The sequence below is a fragment of the Phaeodactylibacter sp. genome, from assembly GCF_040219495.1.
Taxonomy (GTDB): Bacteria; Bacteroidota; Bacteroidia; order Chitinophagales; family Saprospiraceae; genus Phaeodactylibacter.
The window spans coordinates 1-25,091 of record NZ_JAVJSK010000001.1; the positions used below are offsets into that span (position 1 = coordinate 1).

A 25,091-nucleotide genomic window follows, 5' to 3' on the forward strand; every position below is an offset into this window, starting at 1 on the left:
TTTTTTAATTTGGAGATTAAATCGCCATGATTCTTCCTTCGCCTGACTTCATAGGCGCAGTTCCGCTCAATATGTGCGACCCATATATCTTCGGTTAATTGCTGCAGGTTTTGCAAAGGGTTTGCTGCCAAGTAGTTGACCCACTTCATGAAACTTAGGGCTTTACTTGCTTTTTGCTGTATTGCTTGGAATGCCGGGTAGACAAAAAGGACCAAGTAAGTAAGCATCAAAAAGATCATGGCCCTTGCCCGGGCAGGTTTGATATGCCCCAAACCTGCAAACATATGCTGTAGCTTCAGCCCTGACTTCCAAGCTTTGAAGATGATTTCGATACGCCACCGCAGCTGATAGATGACAAAGGCCTGCGCGATACTGATTTTCTCTGGCTCCGCGTTAGTGACCAAAAATTGCCACTGCAGCATATCTAGGTAGTGGCTATTATGATTGGCCGATTTGTGGCGGTCCTTCAGGGCCTTGCGGCGGCGTTTTTGGTACTGGCCCTGAGGCACCTGCCGCACAAGCAGGCGGACGGGCACTCGCTCTTTTTTGCCGACCTCGACAGCCAGCTCGAACTGGGCAGCCCCTGCCTTTTTCTTTGCCTTGCAGTATTCTAGCAGGCCGAAAGGCACTTCTTGGCCGGGCAGATAAACATGGGCTGATGGCTTGAGGCGCGAGAGGAAGTAGGCACCTTTGCTGCTGATCGCCTTTAAAGCCCGGAGGACAAAATACCCCAGGTCGCGGACCAGCAGGTCCCCCTGCTCCAGTTTGTCGACGATACGCAGAGCGTCCCCTTGGTCGTTTTTCCGGAAGTTGGCCAGCAGGATGTCTACAGGCTTATCATTGAGCAGGTCCATCGTCAGCTGTATTTTGCCCGTAGCCTTCTTTTCCCCGTTATTGGAGTGGGGCCCGGGAAAATCCAATTCGCAGCCCTTCGGCAAAGACAGGCTACTGCTGTCTTGCAGGAATATGTTGTTGAACTCTAAGCCCAGCCGGCTTATGCGGGACATTGCCGAGCTTGCCTTGGCAGCCATGGCCTTGGCGAGCAGTCCCCTGCAGAAATCGGCGTGGCGATCTGCCGAAAGGCGCTTATTGAGCCCTTCCTTGCTTACGCTCACGCCAGTAAGGCACATTAATGCGTTCGCCCATTTAGACAATGAAATTTGCTGTCTGCCGACACAGGCAAAAAATGATGCTACAAAGTATAGAGGTGTTATTTTTTGGGCCTTTGATTTGACAAAGCCCGTCTCTTTTGCAAGAGTGTCCAGGCAGATTCCCGATAAGTTTTTTATAACTTGCTTTAGATTTATATTCATAAGTCTTGACTGTCTAAGTGTAAGTTGTGGTAAACCCAAACTTAGGCAGTCTTTTTCATATATGAAAAATTTCGGTTGACGCCTATGCGCTTATTGCCGGGTACAATCGGGCCGAAGGGCAATTGGAATAAGGAGTGAATGGTCTGTCCGCCTGCATTAATGGCGGCTACTCCAGTAGGAGCGACAACGGCCAGGCGCTTCGGTGGTTTGGCTTTCAGCGCTCGCAGAAAGGTTGTTTTGCCAGTGCCTGCTTTTCCGGTAAGGAAAATACACTTATGGGTATGGCATATGAATTCATGAGCGAGCTCCAGCTCGGGGTTGTGTCCCGCCTTCGTAGAACTACGGCGGGCGGAGTGTGATTTTGTCATGGTTTTCAGGGGTTGGTGATACAGAGAATCTTTAATAGTGTGTTGGGCCTTCAGTAACCAGTCTGTCCCGCTCCCTGGAACGGGACGAAGAATAGCCAAAAAAATGCTAGGTTTCGACTAGAAGACCAAAGTTCCAACACGCCCTAAACACCAACAATAATAATGATTTTGTTTTTAATTTCAAATTTTTAAAACTAAAATTATTTTTTTTTGGGAGCGGCGGGGCTTCAGGTGTTGCTATCGGAATTACGTTTTTACCCGTTCGACGGCATTTGTCAACAATACATCGCACAAGCGTTCAGCCTTGATCTCAGCCTCAATATTTTTTCGGGTTTTTTTATTCAAAACCGACCCGTTACCTGATACTTTACAGGCCGGCAGGTAGGGCAGAGTAGTGGTTTATGGATCAGTATTTTGGCATTTTTCTGATGGCTGAGGGTAAGATTTGCCTGTGCAGTGCGATAGAAGGGAAATTACTAATTAAACCCTTTGACGATGAAAACTACTATGCAGGTTCGCGAGATGCAAGAAACCCCTAATCAAATGCTTCATTTCACGCGACGGCTATTTTTTATACTGAGTTTAGTCGCTTTTGGTTTTGCCCCCTGCTTCAGTCAGCAAAATTCGGATACCATTGCCATCCAGAAAACGTTTGGCGGGTATCAGTTTTACCAAGATGGCAAAGCCCTTACCCTGAGTAAGTTGTCGTATACGCTGAAATCCAATTCGCAAGCCTATCAGGAACTTCAAGCTGCCAAAACCTCCTATGCGGCAGCTGTGGTGGTTTCCTGCGCGGGCGGCTTTTTGGTCGGCTGGCCCATAGGTACTGCGTTCGGTGAAGGCGAGCCTAATTGGACGTTGGCCGGTATTGGTGCCGGTATGATTGCCATTTCCTTCCCCATCAATAAAGGGTTCAAAAAACGGGCAAAGCAAGCGGTCGATATTTATAACAACGGGCAATTGCCTGATAAATCTCCTGAAAAGAAACCCGGCAAACTCAACGTGTCGCTCAATGGCAATGGGGCTGGGCTGATTTTCCGGTTTTAGAGCTTGTTGGGAATTTGCTTTTGGAGCGAACGCAGCCAAATTTTGTTCTGATCGAGACGAGAGGAGGGAGCATTAAAGATTGAGGTTCAGAGAGGTTAAGGTCGAGCGCATACTGGGTTTGCCAGAGAGAGTAATAGCTTGCTATTCCTGCCATGAAGCCATCGTACAGGCGCTCAACCTTGACTCCAACCTCAACCTTGCCCGGGCTCACTAGATTACCTGTTATTTGATACTTGGCAAAGTCTTATTCCTCTTTTCCGCGCTCCACCACACTGGCCAGAAAAGCATCGCGCTTCCGCCGTGAGATGGGCACCTCCGAGCCATCTTCCATCACCACTGTACCCTCTTTGATATAGCGTGCGATCAAACCGACATTGATCAGGTGGGACTTATGCGTGAGGTAGAAGTCAAAGTCTTCCAGCATGTCCTTGAACACCCCGATATTGTAAGAACTGACGATGCAGCTGCCGTCTGTCAGATGGATGCGGGTATACTTTTGCCAACCCTCGCAGCGTACGATCTGGCCGACCTTAATGAAATCATAGGTATTGGCACCCGGTATGGCGATTTTAGTCTCCTGCTCGCCAATATGGTTGAGGTTGTGGCGGAGCACATGGTACATCCTGAGCTTTTCGCGGTTTTGGATGCGGTTTTCTGCTTTGTGGACAGCAGCGATCAGATCCTCTGTATTCACAGGTTTGAGCAGGTAGTCGACTGCGCTGACTTTAATCGCATTGAGCACATACTCGTTATATCCGGTGACAAAGACCACTTCAAAGTTTATATCCTCGAACTGGTCGAGGAACTCAAAGCCGCTGCCGCCGGGCATGGCAATGTCTAAAAAGACGATATCTGGTTGAAAACAGCTTGCCTGTTGGTAACCTTCCTGTATGTTGCCAGCTACTTCTATGGCGGAAATAGACGGGCAGTATTTTTCCAATTTGACCTTTAGTACCTGCCGTAGCTTGGGTTCGTCATCGATGATCAGCGCTTTCCGTTTATTCATGGTCCAGGGGTTTAGTTTGTATAGTCACAAGCGTGCCGGGATATTCGGTATTGTGCGGGAATGCCTCCTCTACTTCAATGCGGATGTCTGCAATACCGGAAGTGCGCAAGGTCTCCATTTTCTCCTGCACGATCTTCATGCCTCGGGAACGGTGCCCCTTACGGCGTTTGCTTTTGGCCTGCTCCCGACCGATGCCGTTGTCCTCAATCCTGCATATCAGGGTATCCCCCTGCGCATTGAATTGGATACGGATTAGACCCCGTTTGTCCCGCCGTTCGCTCAGCCCGTGGTTGATGGCGTTTTCCACAAAGGGCTGCAACAGCATAGAGGGGATCAGGTACTCGCTGGGGTCTAAACCTTCTTCCAGCTCTATCTCTACCTCGAACAAATCCTCAAAGCGCATTTTTTCCAAAGCGGTATAGTCGCGCAGCAGCGCTATTTCCTGCTCCAGCGGTATCATCTTCTCCCGGGCGCTGTCCAGGTACTTGCGCATCAGGCGGGCGAACATAGTGAGGTAGTTATCAGCCGAATCGACATCCTGGGTCTGTATAAAGTATTGAATAGCCCCCAGTGCATTGAAGATGAAGTGCGGATTCATTTGCGCTTTGAGCGCGTCCAGCTCCAGATTGGCGATGCGTTTTTCCAGAGTGCGCTTTGCTTCTTGCTTACGCCGCTCCCTGCGAATGCGCTGTAGGGCTAGCAGGCCCACGACTCCTGCAAAAGTCAGAAGGCATAGTATCCGAAACCACCATTCCTGCCAGAAGGCTTTGGCAATGTGAATGGTCACTGGCTCATGCAGGACTTCAGTACCGTATATGTCTTTGGCTTTGAGATAGAAGGTGTAGTCTCCGGGCGAAAGCTCCAGGTAGTTGACTTGCCGTTCCCTGCTTTCCTCCCATTCGGTCTCTAAAGGCTCCAGACGGGTACAGTAGCGGATATTGCCATCACTGGCGTAGGAGCGCAGGCTGTAATCAAAGGAAAGGTCGTTTTGCAGATGGCTCAGACCGTCCAGGTCACTAACGGGGACGGGCTGCCCCTTTACGCTAACAGCTGTAAGCTGCAGCAGGGCATCGGGAACTTCCGATGAGGTTTCAAAGAAGCGCTTAAGCTCATGAAGGCCCTGGGCGGAAGCAATATAGAGCATGGAATCCCCTTTAGCGAGCACATCTTCGATTTCATTGGTGGGCAGGCCGTGGCGGACAGTATACTGAGTGTAATCCTTCGGAGCCTCAAAAGGGACAGCCAGTACGCCATCGTTGCAGGCGACCAGCACGCCGCGCTCTCCATCGGCTTTGATTTGGCGGACCATCTTGACAGCGGCGATACGTGCCAAATTTTTTGAGCCGAGATCATAGTAAAATAGCCCCTCACTTTCTGTTCCGATCCATAGCTTCCCGGGCGTGCCGAAGAGGGCGGAGATGCCACGCAGACTTTCTCCTTCGGATAAAACCGGCTTCAAGACACCAGCAACCAGCCGCTCCAGCCCATTCACGCTGCTCACGTACAGCTGCCGGGCGTGCGGGTTGTAGTAAACCTTTTGTATGCTTATGCTTGATATATTAAGCATAGCCGCACGAATGTCACGCCCAGAGGGCATAAGCTGCATTTTGGTCAGATAGCCCGACCTCAAGCCGTAGAGCGCATTCTCCTCAGCGTGGAAAGCCAGGTCCTGGTCCCCCGCTTTCAAATAATAGGCATAATTACTGTCGTTTATCAACGTAAAGTAGTCTTCAGCGTCAATCGTCCGCAGCTTTCCGGCCTGTTCCTGTAATAAAAAATTGCGGGAAGAGGAGGATATATATACACCCTGAGGGGTAGGCACCACAGAACGAAACCGTCTGGATTTTTGGGCAGGCGTCAGAGATCGTACCGTATCTTTAGTAATCTGGTAAACGCCGGTATTTGCGGTTATGCCTATGATTTGGCCTTGCCGGGTGCGCAATAATGCTTCCAGGTGCTGGTCACCACCCTTTGGCAACTGCCGTTTGTGCACCCCCTTATTGGCTTGGGGGATCAGGAAAAGCCCTCCGTCCCGGCTCCCAATCCAGATATTGCCGCGGCTGTCGCTGTAGGTCCGGTGCAGGAAGTAGCGCTCTGAAAGCGTACGGTTCTGTACTTTTTCCAGTAAATGACCTTCAAAGTCAAAGCAGAGGGCACCGTCATCGGTTGAGATCCACAGCCGGTCTTGTAGCATCGAGACACTCAAATGCGCTTTGGGGTGGATGCCGTAATCCACTGGGTCAATATAGCGGTAGGTAAAGGCAAGGGGAGCTATCCAGAATACTCCGCTCTTATGTCCCCGGATTAGAAATTGTTCCTTGCCTGGTATTTGGCATACCTGGATAGCTCTATTATCCACTCTGGGTTCTAGCTTTAACGCTCCCCATAGCCCGGAAGGCCGCTTAACTATAAAGGTACTGGCATCTATGTTGTAATAATACGGATGCCCAGGTATCCTCCGGATACCACTACTCCGATACCATTGTCGCTGCCCCTTGTTGCCGAGTGTGTAGAAGTAGGTTGCAGTACCATAGACAAACTGCTCGGTCAGTTGTTCCGGTTGTTCTGTTTGCTCGAATAATCCAGCGTACTGTTTGACGAACGAAGGATCATATTCGTGATAGTTAGCCCTTATGAGTCGATCCCTATAAGCGTAGTAACCCGATTTGCAGCCATAGTAGGCAGCCCCGTTAAAAACTCCCATATACACACACCCTTCCTCGTGGACGGTAACAATACTGTCCTGATACACATAAGCCGGTCGATTGTAAATGGAAAACAACCATATTCTCCCATCCGGCCCTTTTTCCGCAAAGGGGATATCATTGCCCGGCAGCCCATCTTCCAAGGTGAAGTGCTCAAAGCCGTAGCCGTCAAATTTAGCCAGCCCGTTCTCCGTGTACGCCCAGATGTAGCCGTCATCATCCTCCACCACCCCGTAGACATAATTGGTCGGCAGGCCATCCTCGGTGGTATACTGAATGTAGCTGGCGTCCTGTGCCCGGCAGAGCAGGTGCAGGAGCAGGCAGAGTCCGATATGTAGCCAATGGGGTTTCACACCTACAATAATAAGGTTTTAATCGGCTTTTTGCAGGGTTTTCGGAGCATCGGTGGATTTGGGGGAAGGAACGGCGAGGGAGTTTACCATTGATCCAATGGTGTTGACCGATGGTCTTAGGGGTGTTGTGATGGTGTTCCTTCGCCCTTAAGTTTGTACTAATGCCTTGGTTCCGGTGCGACTTAAACCGATAATGCTACCTGGTCAGGTCTATACTTTAAAATTTTTACCCCTTCGAAGGTAAGATTCTCCCGTACCATGCGATAGAAGGGAAATTACTAATTAAACCCTTTGACGATGAAAAGTACTATGCAGGTTCGCGAGATGCAGGAAACCCCTAATCAAATGCTTCATTTCACGCGACGGCTATTTTTTATACTGAGTTTAGTCGCTTTTGGTTTTGCCCCCTGCTTCAGTCAGGAGCAGGTGGATACGATCAGCATGCAGAAGTTGTTTAGCGGGTACGCCTTTTCTCAAAATGGAGAAAGGCTTAACACAAATCAAGTATCCGATGTCTTAACCTCGAACCCGGAAGCCTATGAAAAATATGAGGACGCTTGTTCCCTGGGTTTAGCAGCCGGACTTCTCAGTTCTGCCGGCGGCTTCCTGATCGGCTGGCCGATTGGAACAGCTATTGGCGGAGGAGAACCCAACTGGAACCTGGCACTGATCGGGACGGGCTTGGTTGCTGTTTCCCTGCCACTGAGCAGGGGGTCAAATAAACGGGCTGTGCAGGCTATCGACATCTTTAACAACCAACCACTGCCAAACTCCCCTGCGGATACAAAGCTAAACAAGCTTAGTATGTCTGTACAAGGGAATGGAGCTGGTTTTATTCTTCGGTTTTAGAGCTTGTTGGGATTCTGCTTTTGAAGCGAACGTAGCCAAATTTTGTTCTGATCGAGACATGATACATTCAAGAATGGGATTAAAGGAGCCCATTCTTCAATCACATAGCCTGAGCTACGTGACTGAAGAGTAACGAAGAGCGGGACGAAATTTGGCAAGAGCAGCCCAAAGGGTGAAATCCCAACACGCTCTAAAGCAGGAGTATTTCTTCCGCAGAGCACCAGTAATCATTAGATAGAATATTTCAACCTCAAAAAACCAAAACCCTATGTTAATCAAGAAATGGAATCCCATTTTCATTGCCCTTGCTATGCTCTTTGTGCAGCAGGTGAGCGGGCAGAATTACGCCCTCAGCTTAGCGCAAAACCAGGAAGACTTCGTCTTTTTGGATGTCAGTACCACCCCTTTGACGGGTAACGCCACTACTTTCACCGTAGAGTGTTGGTTCAACAACCAGAATACAGTTATCAATCAGTTCCGGCGGCTATACAGCTTCGGCGGTACCAACTCTCGTATAGAAGTGGGGGTGCTGGGAGGGCAATTGGTTTACTTTTTCCTGGGCTCTGGCGGCAACACCGGCGTAAACATTGTAACAGCCGTTTCCCCTAACACCTGGTACCACTTGGCTGTGGTGAAAAACGGCGACCAATTTGATTTCTACCTCGATTGCGCACAGGTAGGCACTGCTTCCACTACAGGTATTACGTTTAGTAATGACTACCTCCGGTTAGGGCGCTGGCCAGGCGGGGCAGCGGCAAATGCAGACTGGCACGGCTTGGTTGATGACTTCCGGCTTTGGCAAACTGCACTCTCCGCTTCGGATATTTGTGCCCGGCAGAACTGCCCGCTTTCCTGCAATGAGGCGGGGCTGGTAGCTTATTGGGACTTTAATGACCCAGCGGTCGTACCAGGAGGCGGCAACTCAAGCATCACACAAATCTTGGACTGTTCCCCAAATGCCAATCATGGTACGCCATTCAACTTAATCCAAACCGGACCAGTCAGCAACTGGGTCAACTCCACCGCCCCCCTCGTCTACCCCGCCCTGCACGATTTAGGCTTGGAAATCCGGGACTACCCCTACCGCAGTAACCTGCTTACCAGCATCTGCAACGGCGATCCCGCCCACTTCTGCCTCGACGACAACGGCCAGACACCCGGCCCGTACAGCAACGTCAGTGTACAGTGGGAATTTTTAGACGTCGGAGGACCGGGCTGGCAGCCAGTTACGTCCCCTTCCTTTATCGACTTTTGCTTCCCCGTAGCGCCGGGCGAACTCACCCTGCCCTGCAGCAGCAGCCCTGATGGCTTCGTCGACCGAAAGTACCGGGCGGTAAGCACCGTGACTGGCCCTACCGGCGAGCAATGCGAATACCTCAGTGCGGAATATGACCTGCAGATTTGCTGCCCCATCAGCCCTGCTACCGTGAGCCTTTCTCCTTCCGGCCCCTACTGCGAGGGCGAAACAGAGACCTTTACCGCTACCCTCAACTCCCCGGACCCTTTCGTACAGACTCCGGGGCTTAATGTTACGATCGACTGGTACTACGTTGACCCCATCGCAGGCACACGCACGCTCATTGGCAGTGGGAGCCTTAGCGTTACGCATACGGTCACCTTTCCGCAGGTGGCGGGGGTGACAGATTTCTGCTTTGAAGTCGAGGTCACGAACTGTAACAACAAAATGGGAACCTTCTCCGCTTGCATCCCGGTAGATCCCGAGCCGGTCTGCGGCACGATAGCCGGCTGCCCACTGGGAGCGCCCATGAACCTGACCCTTGTTGACCCCAACCCGGCTCACCTCATCTATGAGATTTGCCCGGGTAATGATGCGATCATCTGTCAGGATGCCCAATTTGACGATTGTATCCCGCAGTGGCAGTACACCTTCACAGACCCAAACATAGCGACCCCTTCTGACTGGGTCAATATGGGGCTGAGCAATACCACCCAAAATACGAATATCCTACCCAGCCACCTCTGGCCCGCCGGGCAAACGTCCATCTACTACCGCATACAGTGCAATCCGCTATCTAATCCTTCCGGATGCGAGCCCTGCTTCAGCAACATCGTGGAGGTGACCCTGATACAGGCGCCGGCACCGCCCACTGTCACAGGCCCCACGCAGGTTTGTGTAGAGAATCTACCCGTTACTCTTTCGGTAAACAGCCCGGTAGCAGGCCTGACTTATACCTGGCTGTACGAGGGCTTGGTCATCGGCACCGGCAATTCCATATCCGCTTTAAATGGCGGCTGCTATTGGCTGGAAGCCAGCAATGGCTGCCAGACCGTGGATGGGCCACCCCTATGCCTGGATGCCTGTGAGACCATCGCCCGCCTGAGTTGCCCACTGCCGCCGAATGCTTGTGCGACACCGGGAGAACCAATCAGCCTTACCGCCTGCGATTCGGAGAATACCTGCTCGGGCACCGCCGGGCTGCTGTTTGAGTGGTTTGTGGATGGCGTATCGCAAGGTGCTGCCAGTAGCCTGTGTGACTTTACGCATATGCCCGCAACCACCGGCACCACCTACAAAGTCGTAGTAACGGACCCCGCTACCGGCTGTATGGATATGGTGGAACAGACGGTGATTCCTTGTGATGCTAATTAAACAACCCCACAACAAACAGTTATGAAAAATCATATCATTCTCTTACTATTCTTTTCTCTGGTAGGGCATTACAGTTTTGCACAGTGCGACCCCAACTGCGGCCCTACGAATCAGTTGACTTTCAGTACCGGCTGGGATCCGGCAACTAACAGTACGATCAACATTGGACAAACAGATCCTTACTGGCGGTTGATGAATCTGCCACCCATTTCGGGGGCTATACCTTCCGGCGCGGCCAACCCTACTCCTCCGGATGCTTATGCTATCACCCCTTTTCAGACCGGTTGGAACGTGCTGCCTGATTCCCGGGTACTGTCCATGACCGACCAAAGCAATTTTGGCCCGGACAATCTCAATGAGAACCAGCCCTGGCGTTTCCGGCGATACTTTTGTTTGTGTCAGGATGCGGAGGTGATCTTAGACGGACGTATCAAAGCCGATGATACCGGCAAACTGACCTTGTACAACAACAACGGGACGGCCACCGCTTTTTCTGCCACCCTGGCACCGGCACCTAACGTCAACAATTTTAATACGGGGGTATCCTTCAGCCAGGCCCTGTTCCTGCCAGCAGGTACTTACTACTTTGAGTTTGAGCTTTTGAATACCGATGGCGTAGCAACGGGTTTTGCTGTGGAGGGCAATATGGTAAGTGCCAGCGGCCCGGTCATCAACGACGAGCAAAGCTTCTGCTGTTCGGCCTCCGTCATTACAGGGCAGAAAATCCTGGATCAAAACAGCAATGGCGTTTATGATCCTGGGACAGACCAGACTGGTACGGGCTTTGTGTATGACCTGATCGACAATTCGACGGGGACCATCATCGCTACCACACAGAGTGACAATTTTGGGGAATTTGAATTCAATAACCTGCCTCCGGGTTCCTATACCGTACTGGAGCGCCCTCAGTGGGGTTGGTTACCTTTTACAACCTCTTTTCAAATCACCCTGGGGACCAACGACGCCCAGCACGTCACTTTCCTCAATCTGCCATATACCCCTACCGTCTGGCTGGACTGCACCTACGGTGGCGTACAGCCTCAACCCCAAAATACGGACAATGAACGGGGGCTGGCCATCACTACGGATGGTGGTTTTTTCGGTAGCAATATCACCCGGACCTTTACGGCTACCGATCTAATTGCCGGACCTAACCCAAACAACAAGCTGGTCTCGAAATCCTGGGACAACGCTACGGGAGCTTTGCAGCCCGGTGCTAAAATCAACTTCTTTATCGATGTAGACGCCGGCCAGCACTTTGTAGATAACATGCAGGTGCTCAACCGCTCTTCTTTTTGCGACCCGCAGTCCAGATATGCCGCTGTGGGTACGGTGCGCAATGCATCCAATACGGATGTCTTTTACACCGAGTTTGCCAACGACGGCACCATGCTCAACTACGCGGATGTGACGAGTACGCCCGGATTGGAACGTGAATCGGTGAGCGAATTTATCGAGTTGAGTAGTGGCGAACTCATGTGGGTGGGGACTAAAATCACCACCCCACCCTCCACCCGCCGGGTGATGGTCTCGAAGTTCGATGCCTGCGCACCCACTACTTTTGCCCACCGGGAGTACGAAATACAAACGGCAGCGGGCGTACAAAATGCCGAGGGTAGTTCCATCATAGAGTTAACCACACCGCTCAACGGGCAACCCAACGCAAAGTATGTCGTAACGGGTAATGATGGCAATGAGGTATTACTGCTGTTTTTAGACGCTGGCCTAAACCAGGTCGGAACCTCACTGACATATGATGTAGATAGTGACCCTTCGACCTTAGATGCTGGTATTCGGATTCGAAGAAATGGAGACTATTTATATATCGTAGGCCATCAGACCGTTACAGGACCTTTTGCTCCTGGTTTCCCTGGTAACATTTTTCTCCTCAAACTCGGCTTTTTAGGGCAACAAGGCATCCCCCAAGCGAGTACGACAACATATAATCTGCCGGGGGGAGGAGCCCAGGTCATTGACATGGAGATAAACGGGTTTGACGAGCTGATACTGACCGGGGTCTGTGAGCTTGTTTTGAGCAGCGGACCTCAGTTCCAGCAAACTTTCCTCATGGGGCTGGATGAGTTTGGTAACCAACTGTGGGGCAAAAAAATAGCGTTTAGCGAAGGCTCTGAGCCGACTGACCTAAAGCTATCCCAGTTGTTCGACGAAATCAATGTCACAGGCTCCTGCTGGGTTAACGAATTGACTGGCAATCCAGGGCTATTTTATATACGCCGCTTCGACGAAATGACCATACGGGCAAGCCGCTTTGGCGAGCTAACCTATAACACGGACTGTACAGACCCACTTCTGGCTACCGTCTCGACACCCCCGCCGTTTCCACAGGATTTCATTGCTACGCCCACTACGCCCGGCTACGTTTTCACAGCGGGAACAGAGGCAGATGCCGATTACTTTGTAGAACGGGAAAATTGTGCATTGGGAAGTGGAAGCGATGTGATTTGCGACAGCCTGATGCTGGCGGTACAGCAATTGCCGGATACCACGGGCGACTGTTGTTTTAGCATAGATTATCAGAATAACTCTCCGGCACCAGTATATAGCTTGTGTATTCGCATTGGAAGTGGAACGGGTACGTTTACCAACGTCAATACCGACCCCAGCCTAAATTACACCTTGGCTTCAAGTGGTCAGGAGATCATTGTACGGAGTAGCACCACAGCCGCTATGCCTGCCGGTGCTATCAATGACGCAATTGATTTCTGCTTGTCGGGAGCTACTTCTGCTACCCTTAATTACCTGTGGAAAGATGCCGCGGGGAATGTCATCTGCGAGCAGGCAGAGGTGGTGGAATGCTCCAACTGCACCGCCGACTTCACCTGGACCTCCGACTGCTGCGAGCTGCAACTCATGGGCAGCGCTACCGGCACCGGTCCTTATACTTTCGAGTGGGACTTCCTGTGCGATGGTACGGTTGATGCCACTGGTCAAAACGCCACGCTTTCCAACCTGCCCGTCGGCCCTAATACACTTTGCCTGAAAATCACGGACGCTACGGGCTGCATGGCAACGGTGCAGCAAACGGTAACTGTGGTCGGCGATAACACCCCGCCGGTCATCAACTGCCCGGGCAACATCACTTTACCGACCGATCCGGGTGAGTGTTTCGCCACTTACAATATTCCCATGCTTACAGCAACAGATGATTGCGATGACGATTTAATGGTCATTTGCTCTTTGTCTGGAGCGACCACCTCGCCCATTGGCCCCGAAAACGAATTGCCAAAAGGTGTCACAACGGTTACCTGCGCAACGGAAGATGACAAAGGCAACTTCTCCAGTTGCACCTATAATATTACCGTGGAAGACCAGGAACCGCCGGTGATCACCTGCCCAAGTGCGATCACTACCAGCGTTGCGGCTTGCGCCGGAGGTATCAGCGTGCAGTTCCCTGATCCTATGGTTGCTGACAACTGCCCTATGGTAAGCTGGGCGTACAGCCATCAGAGCGGAGACTTTTTTCCCTGTGGCACCACTATCGTCACTGCTACAGCGACTGATATGGCGGGCAACCAGAGTACCTGCAGCTTCCCCGTTACGGTGGACTGCCAATGCGCTGAAGTAGGTGGGGAAACCATAAGCTGTACAGATGTGGAGGACCAGTTTGCCTTCTCCGTGAGCGTGAACGACCTGACCGGCAGCGGCACGAATGGTTGCACCGTAAGCGTGAGCAGCCCCCAGAGTGGCATTACCATCAGCGGATTGTCGACGACGGGCTCCGGGCCGGGCTATACAATCTCGGGGATAATTGATGTGGCTGCCCCGCCTATGCCAAACAACATTACCATCGTAGTGAGTGTAAGCTGTGTGTGCCCGGACGGCACGGTACACGATTGCGATTTCCCCATCACGCTACAGACCCCCTGCTGCAAGGATATTTCCGTCGACCCACAGGAGGTTTGCGAAAACGGGCCATCCGTGCAGATTCCGTTGGTAGGCTGCGGCAATCTGTACGATGTGCAACAAGTACGATGGTACGTGGCCGATGCACCCTGTCCGCCCGCGAGCTGGGGGCCGCCTTTGCAGGTGACCAACGGCTGTGCACCACTGACGCTTTCCCCACAGTTCCACAACGGAGACATCTGTGTGTACGCCGAGGTGGATATGGGCCCGGATGCCGGACCTTGCACCATGCTGACTTCCAATATTGCGACCATCAACCTGTGTCCACCGATCAGCTGCGACTTGTCAGGTGGACAGGCCTACTGCTATACCGGAAGCCCAATTACACCGTCACCGCTGTCGCTTACGCTGAATCCGGCTATGCCGGACTGTGATTACACCATTGAGTGGTTTGACCCCAATGGCAACCTCATTCCTTCAGCTACGGGCATGACGAGCTATCAGCCGCCCGCCCTGGACTTTAACTTACCTAATACAGAATGCTCACAATCGTATACCTACACGGCAAAAGTGACCAGTGTATGCGGGGAGCAAAGCTGTAGCGCCACCTTCCGCCTGGATAATGACGATGCGCCGGTAGGTACCATCAACTTGCTGCCACCGGATGTCAATCCGCTTTGTTATGGTGAAGATGCGGTGCTGGAGTACATTCCAGAGTGTGCCGGCGATCCGGAACGCTGGGATTGGTTTATCCGTCCGGATGCGGTGCCTGGTTATACCGCGCTGCCCAACAATGGTGATCGTAACCCACTGTACTATACCAACCGCCTGTACGAAGATACCTGGGTGAAAGTCGAGAAAACCAACGGTATATGCCTGGCGGATGAGATCGAGTTCTTCCTCGACATTATCGACCCGCTCACGATCAACAGCTTTACTGCGGATTACAGTCCGATCTGCGCCCCGGCATCCGTAGACCTGGAGGTGGATTTCGATCCTTCACCTGCCCCAGCAGGCTGTACCTACACCATTCACTGGTACAAGGGTATCAACCGTATTCATACCTCCATCCATACCAGTGCTACGGCTATGTATACCTATACACCTCCGGCAGGTGTTGGTCTGGCCGGCAATTACTACTGCATCATCGAGAGCAGCTGCTGTCCGCAAAGGGAAAAGAGCGAGGTGATCGTGCTGGATCCGCCGATGGAAGTGTACGCTGTTGGTCCATGCTACCGGTGCAATTGTGAAACCGTTACACTGAATGGCATCGTATTGTACCCTATCCCCGGCTTTAACTGCACTTACCAGTGGTACGACAATGGCGTACTCATACCGGGCGAAACCGGAACTAGCCTGACCGTAGACCCGCAGTGGATAGGCCCCTTCACCTTTGAGGTCACTTGTACGGATGGCATGACTGCCTGCACCCAATCAGATGTGTATACGCTGATGCAGTGCGGCAGCTGCCCGACCATCTGCGAGGACAACATCGTCCAGAATGGCGACTTTGAAACCGGCATGGCAACTGCTGGTGACGAAGACATTACCAACGCTGCTTTTTGGGGTGGTATCTGGAGTAATGCCGGGACGAACTTCAGCAGCGCCGACCTCTACAGCAACACAACAGGTGTACCGGGCTCGCTTCAGCCACCGACGCCTGCCTCACAGGGGCAATTTGCCGGATTCTGGTCAAGGATACAGGGCGGAGACGAATTCCGGGAAGGCGTGCTTAATGAGCTGAACACCACCATTTCGCCTAACAGCGGCGTTTACGAGCTCACTTTTAAAGTTGCTTGCCTTTTTACTCCGTCATCCCCGGCCTCTATGAGTGTTTACCTGGCAAATGGCAGCATCAACGGCGGTGCAGCGATTACCAGCGGCACTTTGCCGACCAATGACAATCTGTTTGCGGATAGCTGGGAAGCCGTGGTCCATCCGATCACAACCAGCTGTAACAATGGTTTTCAGACCTATACTTACACGATCGATAGCAACGACCCCGACTTCCCAGGCAGCGGCGTGAATAGTATCTTCTTTACCCGTACGGACGGCGTACAGCCGGGTGCTTATGTGGCACTCGATGATGTATGCCTGCGTAGTGTATGCTGTGCCAGTCAACAAGCCTTTGACGATGCGTTGAATGCCTTTGAGCTGGTTCAGAATGGAAATGAAAGTACAGTTGCCGCGAACAACACCGCTTTGAATGGTTGCTTCCAAGTGACTATAGACTGGGGCGATGGATTGACCGATGTACTGTGGCCAGACCTCGGATTAAGTGCTAATCATACTTATTCGGTTTCTGGAGATTACAACGTGCAAATTTCGCTTGAAGAGTACAATAGCGAAGGGAACATTTGCTACGATGGCGTCTTTAACGGCGGCACCCTCACAAGTTCTGACCTAATCGATACGGACGAAGGACTGATACTGTTCCCCAATCCGACAAGCGAGGAGGTGCAGTTGCTTTGGAAGCATGAGGCTACTTTTGATCAGCTAATCATACGCGATGTCAATGGAGCCAGATTGCAGACGCAGCTTGTCCCCAGTACCGGCATCCAGATGTCTGTGGATTTAAGCACCTTGCCAAACGGTGTCTACATCATACAGCTATTCACCGCTGATGGCAGACAAGTTTCCCGAAAAGTCGTGAAACAGTAGATGCTAAGCTTCGGGCAGCTCACTGTGGCTGCCCGAAGCCCATTTTATCGAGCTGTGAAGCCAAACAGTATCGTACAAAGCTGTAAAATATTATAAAACAAATTAATAAAGATAATCATGAGACTACTGACATTGAATGTATTGACAGTCCTTGCATTAGGCTTGATCCTTCTTTCCTGTAGTAATGATGAAGAGAACCAGCCTTTTACCGATTTTGAATTCTTAAACTGTGACGATGGAGGCTGTAATGATAAAGGCTGTGCATCGGCTGTGCGCCTTGAGTCACGTATCGTTTGCGCTATTGAAGGCACCGAAGACGTAGACTGGTATGCTGTAGAAGTCAGCCAGGATGAAGTAGATACCAACGGTGGTATTCGTTCTTTTAATTTCATCAACCTATCTGATGATTTGACTTTTCAGGTAGATCTTTTTTCAGAGGGAGCCACAGCAGGCGATGTGAATGTGACTGGAAATGCGTTGATTTATGAGCCTGGTGATGACTCATTAGGTGGAATTCAGTTTTTTGAACCGGGCACTTACTATTTCAAGGTAGAAAGGGCCAACGGAGAAAGCGGAGATGGAGCTTACGAAATCAGAATGTATCTCTGATATCTTATCATGAGCCAATCAACCGCCACCCCCCACCACACCTACCACATCCGCACCCACGAGCGCAGCGCCCCCAACCGCTGCCTCTGGGTAGTGGATGAATCCGGAGAAAAACGCTGGGAAATCGCCGGTGTATACGAAGAGTCGCAAAGCCATAAGATTTGGAAACGGACGCCCTGCCTGCTTCGACTGTTTCTCATTATTCCTGGTTTATTCCTGAGTGATGAGCTGCCTTTATTTGGACCAGACAAGCACATCCTAAAACACTGGGTACTGAGAAACGAAAACGGGGAGGACCTCCTCATCTACCGGAAAAAACTAAGAGGCGTAAAAATGTACCGGCAGAATAAAAAGGTAGGTACCATGTTCTTTAACAGGCCAACTTATGTCGTTAAGTACAACATCAACTACGAAGGTAAATACCTGGGCAGAGTGTATCCGGACAGTATCTGGCACCAACGCTTTGAAGTAAAAAAAGAAGATACGGTGTTGCTCAAGGCTAAGAAGCATAGTCGGAATAACAACAAAAAAGACATGACACTACAAGTCCACCCCTCCGTTGACCGGGAGGACTTGCCAGGCATGCTGGGCATTTTCCTGCTGTAAGAGAATGAAGCAGGGTAGGAGAGGCTTCTCGGGCGAAATAATCAGGCCCGCCCCACGGCTTGCAACTTATTTCTCTGAAGATTTTCGACTGCAAAGCGTAAGATTTTCCTGATTCCCGTGATATAGGGATGAATGACTTCTTTGACAACGCACAAAAATCTATGAGTTATGAAACTCCAATCCTTTATTTTACTGCTGGCCTTTACCATCTTTACGAGCCTGAATGCCCAGACCACCTGGGAACGCACTTTTGCCAAAACGGGCTATGATTTCAAGGACTATTCCATCACCACCGCAGGAGATGGGTCTGAGGACCTGCTGCTGGCGGGTACCCTTCATAATAAAATCACAGACGAGTACCAGGCGCACATCATCCGAATTGATGATGCGGATGCATCCATTATCTTCGAGCAAACCTACCAAATGGGGAGTGGTACCTGGGCGATGAGTATAGCCCCATTTCTTGCTGGCGGGACAGCCGGGTACGCTGTCACTGGGTACGCAGAGATTGGTGGCGTGCGGCGTACGGTCATTTTTACTATTGACGGAACGGGCAGCCTGCAATTGAGCCGGGTACTGGAACAGGGAAACGCCCCTAACACCAACGGCATGGGGCTGCACATCAAAGCGACGCCCAATGCCACCGGGCAGGGCTTCGTTTTGGTGGGGATGATCCATGACGACCTGGGCTTGTCTAGTCTTCAGAATACGGAAAAGCAAGGGTTTTGTGTCAAGCTTGACCAAAGCCTGAGCGTCACCTGGGAGCAGTATTTCGAGGTGCCGCTTGGGAATATGTACCTCCGGGATTATGACGTCGCTTCCCATGTGACGCTGACGGATCAGGGATATTTTATCACCGGTGGCAAGAATATCCTGACAGGGTTCGGGTTGCAGCGGCAGGGCATCCTGGCGCTTATGCTGGATGCAAACGGCACGGAGCTTTGGGACGCCAGCTACTACACCGGCAATTCTATAGACAATGGTGCAAGTGCTTACTACGATCAGGCAGCGCAGCAGGTTTATGTGCTGACCAATATCTCGGTGACTCACCATCTGGGGATTAGTGTGTTCGATGCAGCGACCGGAGCCCTGGACAATACCGCTTCTTTTGAGTCCTTTTCCACTAATTTCGACCTGGACAAATACGGGCACACTATGATCAAAACGCCCTTTACGGACAAGCTGCTTATACAGGGGCGGGGGCTCGACGGGCAGTGGGCCGACGATGAGGGGCGGGGGCAGCCGGCTTTTTTGGTAGACTATGACTTGTCCACACAGACATTTGGAGTCCATTATGCCGAGACTAATGTTTCACAGGCCCTGAATGGCGTAAGCACAGCAGCGCCTTTCTTCTCCGGGGCACTGCGTACCTTTTATTACCCGCAGTCGCTGGTGAATATCAATGCACAGCATAGCGCAATGGTGTCCTACACCGGTGCGCAAGGGCAGGATGTCGGCCTGATCGTCCGGCAATTTGCCCACTCAAGTCCTGACGAATACCTTTTTTGTGGTGCAAGAGATACAATGGTGCTCGATACGGTGAGGGAAGCCAGTGGGGTTACAGGGGATCCCTTTGTATACAACAGCCCGGCTTCCGCCGAAATGATGCCGCCTATGACAGTCGTATCCGAAGGTACCGGCCTGGATACGCTTTGCTTCAGTGGTGAACAGGAGTTCTCTTGCGAAGGCAATCTGGTGCAAAATGGGGATTTCGAGACCGGCACACCGACTACCGGTGATGAGGATATTACGAATGCGGCCAACTGGGGCGGCATTTGGAGCAATGCCGGTGCCGGTGCCAGTTCGGCAGATTTCTACAGTGACCTGACCGGGGTGCCTGGAAGTCTTACTGCGCCTCTCCCGCTGTCTCAGGGGCAATTCGCCGGTTTTTGGTCGAGGATACAAGGAGGGGATATCTATCGGGAAGGAGTGCTCAATGAACTGAGCACTACAATACTGCCCAACACAGGTGTCTACGAACTGGAGTTCAAAGTAGCCTGTCTATTCTCGCCCAACACCCCTGCCTCACTGAGTATCTTCCTGGCCAATGGCAGCATCAACGGAGGGGCCGCAGTTACCAGTGGCACGGTCCCGCTCAATGCGGCTTTATTCGCCGATAGCTGGGAGGTGGTTGTGGAACCCATACTCTCCGGTTGCGACAACAATTTTACGACCTATACCTATATTATTGATTCCAGCGACCCGGCATTTCCGGCTTCCGGTGCCAACGCCCTGTTTTTTACCCGTACCGATGGCGTACAGCCCGGGGCCTATCTGGCGCTCGACGATGTATGTCTGCACAGCCTTTGCTGCCGGGACGAGGTGGCTTTCGAAAACGCTGTGCAAAATGGCTTTGCCTATACTACAAACGGGCATGTTGCCACTCTCGACAATCCGCTGCTGACCCACTGTGCCGAGGTCCTCATCGATTGGGGCGATGGGCAGACAGAGCAGGTAAATGCGAGTGACCTGGGCGTTACCCATACCTACGCTGCGAGCGGAGCTTATATCGTACACATTACGGTACTGGAGTACGGTGCTGATGGGGCAATTTGCTTTGAAGACGATATTTGCATGGGCCTGACAGATGCTCCTGACCTGGCCCCGCAGGATAGTGGCTTGAAGCTCTTTCCCAACCCCGCTGTCAATCAAATACACTTGCAGTGGAATGCAGCAGGCCATTTTGTACAGGGGCAGCTGTTCAACACCAACGGCCAGGCTGTGCGTACCTTCAATGTACAGGGACAGCAGGCTACGGTGGGCTTAAATGGTTTGCCTTCAGGCCTGTATCTGGTTCAGCTTCGGACCGGTGAAGGTCGTCAGGTCGTCAGGAAGCTGATTAAAGAGTAGTCCCTGTATTTTCCAAACTTGACAAAGCATTAATATCCTAATCAGGTAGCAGTAACATTATGGGGCTGTTACCTGATTTTATATTTGCCCTTAAAAAAACACCTCCTCCGCCACCCGAAACGTATTCGCATGCGCCTCTACAATATGCGCCAGCCGCTCCGAATAGCCGCCGCCCATGCTGATGGCAACCGGCAAATTATTAGCCTTGCAGGTTTTGAGGACGAATTCATCGCGCTCCCGGCAGCCCTGCAGGCTTAGGCTGAGGCGGCCGAGCTTGTCGGAGTAGATGACATCTACACCGGACAGATAAAATACCTGATCGGGCTGCACTTCGTCGATAAGGCGGGGCAGGGTTTCGCGTAGGGCTTTGAGGTAGGGGCCGTCCTCGGTTTTGTCGGGCAGACCGATGTCGAGGTTGGATGGGACTTTGCGGTGGGGGTAGTTTTTCTCGCCGTGCATGCTAAAAGTGAAGACCCGGTCGTCATGCTGAAAGATTTGCGCGGTGCCGTTGCCCTGATGCACGTCAAGATCGACCACCAGTATCTTTTTGGCAATGCCATGGTGAAGCAGGTAATTGGAAGCAATAGCGATGTCATTGAACACACAAAACCCCTCGCCTTTATGGGTAAAGGAATGGTGCGTTCCGCCGGCCACATTCATCGCTACGCCGTACTTGCGGGCGTAAAGGGCACACTGTACCGTGCCATTCGCAATATGCCGCCCCCGGTGGATGAGGTTTTCGGACATCGGGAAGCCAATAGCGCGGATTTCCTTTTTACTCAGCGTTTGAGTTTTGAGTTTTTCCCAGTACGCCGCATCGTGCGTCCACAGGATTTCCTCCTCTGTCAGTGGGTCAGGGTGGAAAAACTGATCCTCCGAGACCGTCCCTTCGTACAGCAGTTGCTCCGGGATGAGCTCGTACTTGATCATCGGGAACCGGTGTTTCTCCGGCAGCTCGTATTTGTAGATGGGGGAAAAAGCGATTTTGAGCATAATTCTAATTAGCAATCAGAAGAATGAACTCATAAGAGTGGCAGAAGGTTTACAACCATATATTTCTGCAATTTTTTAATTAACACTACTTTTGCAGCTTTATTTAGCAGGATGTGCTAATCAATAAAAATCAACGCAAAACCACATGCAACTCAGCGAACAGGAAATCTTGCGCCGGGAGAATATGGAGAAACTCCGTGAGCTCGGCATCGACCCTTTCCCTCCCGAAGCCTTTGACGTGACCGCTTACGCCAAAGAAATCCAGGAAGAATTCAATGATGAGGGGGATAAACCGAATTTCCAGGACGTCAGCCTGGCTGGCCGCCTTATGGGCAGCCGTGTCATGGGCAAAGCTTCTTTCGCTGAACTGCAGGACAGCACCGGCCGTATTCAGGTCTATATTGCCCGGGATGAAATTTGCCCGGGTGAAGACAAGGATATGTACAATAAGGTCTTCAAAAAGCTGCTGGATATAGGCGACTACATCGGCGTGAAGGGCCATGTGTTCCGTACCCGAATGGGCGAAATTACCGTGCACGTCACGGAGCTGAAAGTACTGGGTAAAACCCTTTCTCCACTTCCTGTGGTTAAGCGGGACGAGGAAGGCAACGTCTACGATGCCTTCACCGACCCTGAGCAGCGCTACCGCCAACGCTACCTTGACCTGACGGTCAACCCACATGTGAAGGAAATTTTTCTCAAGCGAAGCCGGCTCGTTTCAGCCATGCGCCGTTTCTTCGACGACCGTGGCTGGCTGGAAGTGGAAACGCCTATTCTGCAGCCTATCCACGGTGGGGCAGCAGCCCGGCCCTTCAAAACACACCACAATACGCTCGACATGCCGCTCTACATGCGAATTGCGAACGAGCTCTACCTCAAGCGCCTCATCGTAGGCGGGTTTGAAGGCGTGTACGAGATCGGCAAAATGTTCCGAAATGAGGGAATGGACCGCACCCACAACCCGGAGTTTACCTCCATGGAGATCTACATTGCCTACAAGGACTACAACTGGATGATGGAGATGGTCGAGAAGCTCCTGGAGTACATCGCCATCGAGGTTACCGGGCACACCAAAGTGGAATATGAGGGCAACCTGATTGATTACGCTGGCCCGTACCGCCGTTTGAGTATGTACGAGTCCATCGAGGAATACACAGGTGTTGATATTTCCGAAATGGACGAGGCGGAACTGCGCGCCACCTGCAAAAAACTGCACGTTGAGGTAGATGAGAGCATGGGCCGTGGCAAGCTAATCGATGAGATTTTCGGAGAAAAAGTAGAGGCCAATCTGATTCAGCCCACCTACATCACGGATTACCCGATAGAGATGACGCCACTGGCGAAAAAGCACCGCAGCAAGCCCGGCCTGGTGGAGCGCTTCGAGCTTTTTGTCAATGGCAAGGAAATTGCCAACGCTTACACTGAGCTGAACGACCCGATTGATCAGCGGGGGCGCTTCGAAGAGCAGCTTAAGCTGGCCGAGCGGGGCGACGAAGAAGCTATGGCGCTGGATGATGCCTTCCTGCGGTCGCTGGAATATGGCATGCCGCCTACCTCAGGCCTGGGCATTGGTATCGACCGCCTGACGATGCTCATGACCAATCAGCATTCCATACAGGAGGTATTGTTCTTCCCGCAGATGCGCCCGCAGAAAAAGCAGGAAGAGGCACCGGAGAATGCTGCAGAGTAAACAGCTTTTACTGAAAAGTATAGAAAGGGCAATGCCATACCGGTATTGCCTTTTCTATTCCAGCTTGCTAAGTAGCCAGGCACGTTCTGCCGTGGCAGGTGCCGCCTGTATGTCCGCTTTGAGTTGAGCCCTGCCGTCTTTATCGCCTTCCGGCAAATGGAGGAGCCGCCGGGTGAACTGCAATAAAGCCTGATAGTGAGACCGGTGGTAGCCCATACCTTTTTGGCGGCGAATGTAGACCTCGAAGCTGTCCAGAAGCGCAAAAAGCGCATCGTATTCTTCCAGTTCATAGTAAGTGCGGAGCAGCATCGTACGGGCATTGAGGTTGTACAGCACATCGGAGAACGTAACCCGCCGGAGCAACTCCATAGCTTCGGCGTAAGCCCCCTGACGGAAATGTAGAGTTGCCAGGTTATAGCGGTATAGGTTTTCCCGTTCCATTGCCGGTAGCGCGCTGCGGTAGTCTTCCAGGAACTGCCGGCCCCAACTCCATTCCTGCAGTCCGATGGCGAGCATAAGGATGTTGTTGTAGGTGTATTGGGAAAGCACCCCTTCCTCGATCAGCAGGGCCCTGTCGAGTGCTAGCTGATATAACTCCAAGGCGCGCCGGATGTAGGCCCGGTCTCCCCGGTTGAGCTTCTGAATGCAGTAGTTAATGGCCAAAAGGTAGAGGTCGCGGGCTTCTGAAGGAGGGAACTGTTGCCAGTGCAATTCGATTAGCCGGAGCAATTCCGTGAAATGACCGGGCTCCTTCAGGTCAGACAACGAAAGAAAGGCCTGATGATAGACCGCCACAGCGGGCTGATGAGCCTGCTCGGTTCGGTCCAGATAACGGAGCACTTCCTGCATCAGGTCTAGTTCATAGGCTTCCTGAGAAATATTCTTTGCGGTCAGCATTGCACAACCGTGCCGCAGAATATCTGCCAGGTAGTACGTGGTGAGGGCCTCTGTGATTTCCTGCAAATTCATCCGTCCGCTGCGGCGCTGCCGGTGTTCGTACTCGTATTTTTCCAGTTGGTACTGGTATTGCTGAAAGTGATATCCTGCATTACGCACCTGGGCTTTGTCCAATTGCTTTTTCCACTTTTTACTGGCAGGTTCGAACAAGCGGGGGAGCTTACGTTTGCGCAGAGCACGGGTGAGATAGGGCTGAGATGATTCCAATTCAAATTCACGCTGCACCAAAAACTGCTTCAACAACTTAAAGAGAAAGTGCATGACCGCATTCATCCGGCCGTCATCGTAGGTAGTACCCGGGAACAAGTGGGCAAAAGCCGCCTCTTTGGTGAGCAGAGCGCCTTCCGCTTCGTTGGCGTGCAGGTATTCAAATAAGCGGACCACATCCTCCCGGCTGTTGAAGTAAGGCGAGTGCAAAAACCGGCGCAATCTGCGGATATCGTCGCCCCGGATCGATTGAAAGAGGTAATATAGCTTGCTGTTTTGCATAAAAACCAGGATGGTTTAAAAGTTAAAGCTAAATTTTTTATGCCTAAAACTATTGGTACTGCTATGTTTTGTCAAACGGAGCCTGAATTTTTTAGATTATTTGTCTTTGCAGAACGTAGT

General features: G+C 51.7%; 13 protein-coding genes and 1 pseudogene. 8 read left to right on the forward strand and 6 right to left on the reverse strand.

The window, feature by feature from the left end:
- Both RIC19_RS00005 and RIC19_RS00010 read right to left on the reverse strand, forming a co-directional pair.
- Window positions 1-1,313: IS4 family transposase (locus tag RIC19_RS00005; RefSeq protein WP_350175534.1), on the reverse strand; the 1,313-nt coding region annotated here is incomplete at its 3' end.
- 95 nt (window positions 1,314-1,408) lie between these two features.
- A pseudogene (locus RIC19_RS00010) lies at window positions 1,409-1,681 on the reverse strand (hypothetical protein); the annotation flags it as partial.
- 495 nt (window positions 1,682-2,176) lie between these two features.
- Between RIC19_RS00010 and RIC19_RS00015 the strand changes: the two are divergent.
- Window positions 2,177-2,728, forward strand: a complete 552-nt coding sequence (locus tag RIC19_RS00015) for a hypothetical protein (RefSeq protein ID WP_350175536.1) — start codon at window positions 2,177-2,179, stop codon at window positions 2,726-2,728.
- A gap of 244 nt (window positions 2,729-2,972) precedes the next feature.
- Here the strand turns inward: RIC19_RS00015 and RIC19_RS00020 are convergent, their stop codons facing one another.
- Window positions 2,973-3,734, reverse strand: coding sequence for a LytR/AlgR family response regulator transcription factor (locus RIC19_RS00020; protein WP_350175538.1), 762 nt, complete (start codon window positions 3,732-3,734; stop codon window positions 2,973-2,975).
- On the reverse strand, window positions 3,727-6,792 hold the full coding sequence (locus tag RIC19_RS00025) for a sensor histidine kinase (RefSeq protein WP_350175540.1): 3,066 nt from the start codon (window positions 6,790-6,792) through the stop codon (window positions 3,727-3,729). Before RIC19_RS00025 ends, RIC19_RS00020 begins: the two co-directional genes overlap by 8 nt.
- Before the next feature lie 297 nt (window positions 6,793-7,089).
- Here RIC19_RS00025 and RIC19_RS00030 point away from each other — a divergent pair, with 297 nt between their 5' ends.
- From RIC19_RS00030 to RIC19_RS00055, 6 genes are all read left to right on the forward strand, one after another.
- Window positions 7,090-7,641, forward strand: a complete 552-nt coding sequence (locus RIC19_RS00030; RefSeq protein WP_350175542.1) for a hypothetical protein — start codon at window positions 7,090-7,092, stop codon at window positions 7,639-7,641.
- 268 nt (window positions 7,642-7,909) lie between these two features.
- On the forward strand, window positions 7,910-10,252 hold the full coding sequence (locus RIC19_RS00035) for a LamG-like jellyroll fold domain-containing protein (protein ID WP_350175544.1): 2,343 nt from the start codon (window positions 7,910-7,912) through the stop codon (window positions 10,250-10,252).
- A 21-nt stretch (window positions 10,253-10,273) separates the two neighbouring features.
- The gene (locus RIC19_RS00040) at window positions 10,274-16,777 is read left to right on the forward strand and encodes an HYR domain-containing protein (RefSeq protein ID WP_350175546.1); all 6,504 of its coding nucleotides are present in this window, start codon (window positions 10,274-10,276) and stop codon (window positions 16,775-16,777) included.
- 117 nt (window positions 16,778-16,894) lie between these two features.
- Window positions 16,895-17,386 carry a hypothetical protein gene (locus RIC19_RS00045; RefSeq protein WP_350175548.1) on the forward strand — a complete coding sequence of 164 codons (492 nt, stop codon included), beginning with the start codon at window positions 16,895-16,897 and terminating at the stop codon, window positions 17,384-17,386.
- A 9-nt stretch (window positions 17,387-17,395) separates the two neighbouring features.
- Complete coding sequence (locus RIC19_RS00050; RefSeq protein ID WP_350175550.1) at window positions 17,396-17,992, forward strand: hypothetical protein; 597 nt, start codon at window positions 17,396-17,398, stop codon at window positions 17,990-17,992.
- Between the two features lie 168 nt (window positions 17,993-18,160).
- The gene (locus tag RIC19_RS00055) at window positions 18,161-20,842 is read left to right on the forward strand and encodes a T9SS type A sorting domain-containing protein (RefSeq protein WP_350175552.1); all 2,682 of its coding nucleotides are present in this window, start codon (window positions 18,161-18,163) and stop codon (window positions 20,840-20,842) included.
- Between the two features lie 90 nt (window positions 20,843-20,932).
- On the opposite strand, the gene RIC19_RS00060 is transcribed toward RIC19_RS00055, so the two are convergent.
- Window positions 20,933-21,835, reverse strand: a complete 903-nt coding sequence (locus RIC19_RS00060) for a histone deacetylase family protein (RefSeq protein ID WP_350175554.1) — start codon at window positions 21,833-21,835, stop codon at window positions 20,933-20,935.
- A 145-nt stretch (window positions 21,836-21,980) separates the two neighbouring features.
- On the opposite strand from RIC19_RS00060, the gene lysS reads away from it, so the two are divergent.
- The gene (lysS, locus tag RIC19_RS00065; RefSeq protein ID WP_350175556.1) at window positions 21,981-23,525 is read left to right on the forward strand and encodes a lysine--tRNA ligase; all 1,545 of its coding nucleotides are present in this window, start codon (window positions 21,981-21,983) and stop codon (window positions 23,523-23,525) included.
- A gap of 54 nt (window positions 23,526-23,579) precedes the next feature.
- On the opposite strand, the gene RIC19_RS00070 is transcribed toward lysS, so the two are convergent.
- Complete coding sequence (locus RIC19_RS00070; protein WP_350175558.1) at window positions 23,580-24,971, reverse strand: hypothetical protein; 1,392 nt, start codon at window positions 24,969-24,971, stop codon at window positions 23,580-23,582.
- Window positions 24,972-25,091 lie beyond the last annotated feature (120 nt).

Coding starts and splice junctions, on each gene's coding strand:
- RIC19_RS00015 (WP_350175536.1), top strand. CDS start 2,177: ATGAAAACTACTATGCAGGTTCGCGAGATGCAAGAAACCCCTAATCAA.
- RIC19_RS00020 (WP_350175538.1), bottom strand. CDS start 3,734: ATGAATAAACGGAAAGCGCTGATCATCGATGACGAACCCAAGCTACGG.
- RIC19_RS00030 (WP_350175542.1), top strand. CDS start 7,090: ATGAAAAGTACTATGCAGGTTCGCGAGATGCAGGAAACCCCTAATCAA.
- RIC19_RS00035 (WP_350175544.1), top strand. CDS start 7,910: ATGTTAATCAAGAAATGGAATCCCATTTTCATTGCCCTTGCTATGCTC.
- RIC19_RS00040 (WP_350175546.1), top strand. CDS start 10,274: ATGAAAAATCATATCATTCTCTTACTATTCTTTTCTCTGGTAGGGCAT.
- RIC19_RS00045 (WP_350175548.1), top strand. CDS start 16,895: ATGAGACTACTGACATTGAATGTATTGACAGTCCTTGCATTAGGCTTG.
- RIC19_RS00050 (WP_350175550.1), top strand. CDS start 17,396: ATGAGCCAATCAACCGCCACCCCCCACCACACCTACCACATCCGCACC.
- RIC19_RS00055 (WP_350175552.1), top strand. CDS start 18,161: ATGAAACTCCAATCCTTTATTTTACTGCTGGCCTTTACCATCTTTACG.
- RIC19_RS00060 (WP_350175554.1), bottom strand. CDS start 21,835: ATGCTCAAAATCGCTTTTTCCCCCATCTACAAATACGAGCTGCCGGAG.
- lysS (WP_350175556.1), top strand. CDS start 21,981: ATGCAACTCAGCGAACAGGAAATCTTGCGCCGGGAGAATATGGAGAAA.
- RIC19_RS00070 (WP_350175558.1), bottom strand. CDS start 24,971: ATGCAAAACAGCAAGCTATATTACCTCTTTCAATCGATCCGGGGCGAC.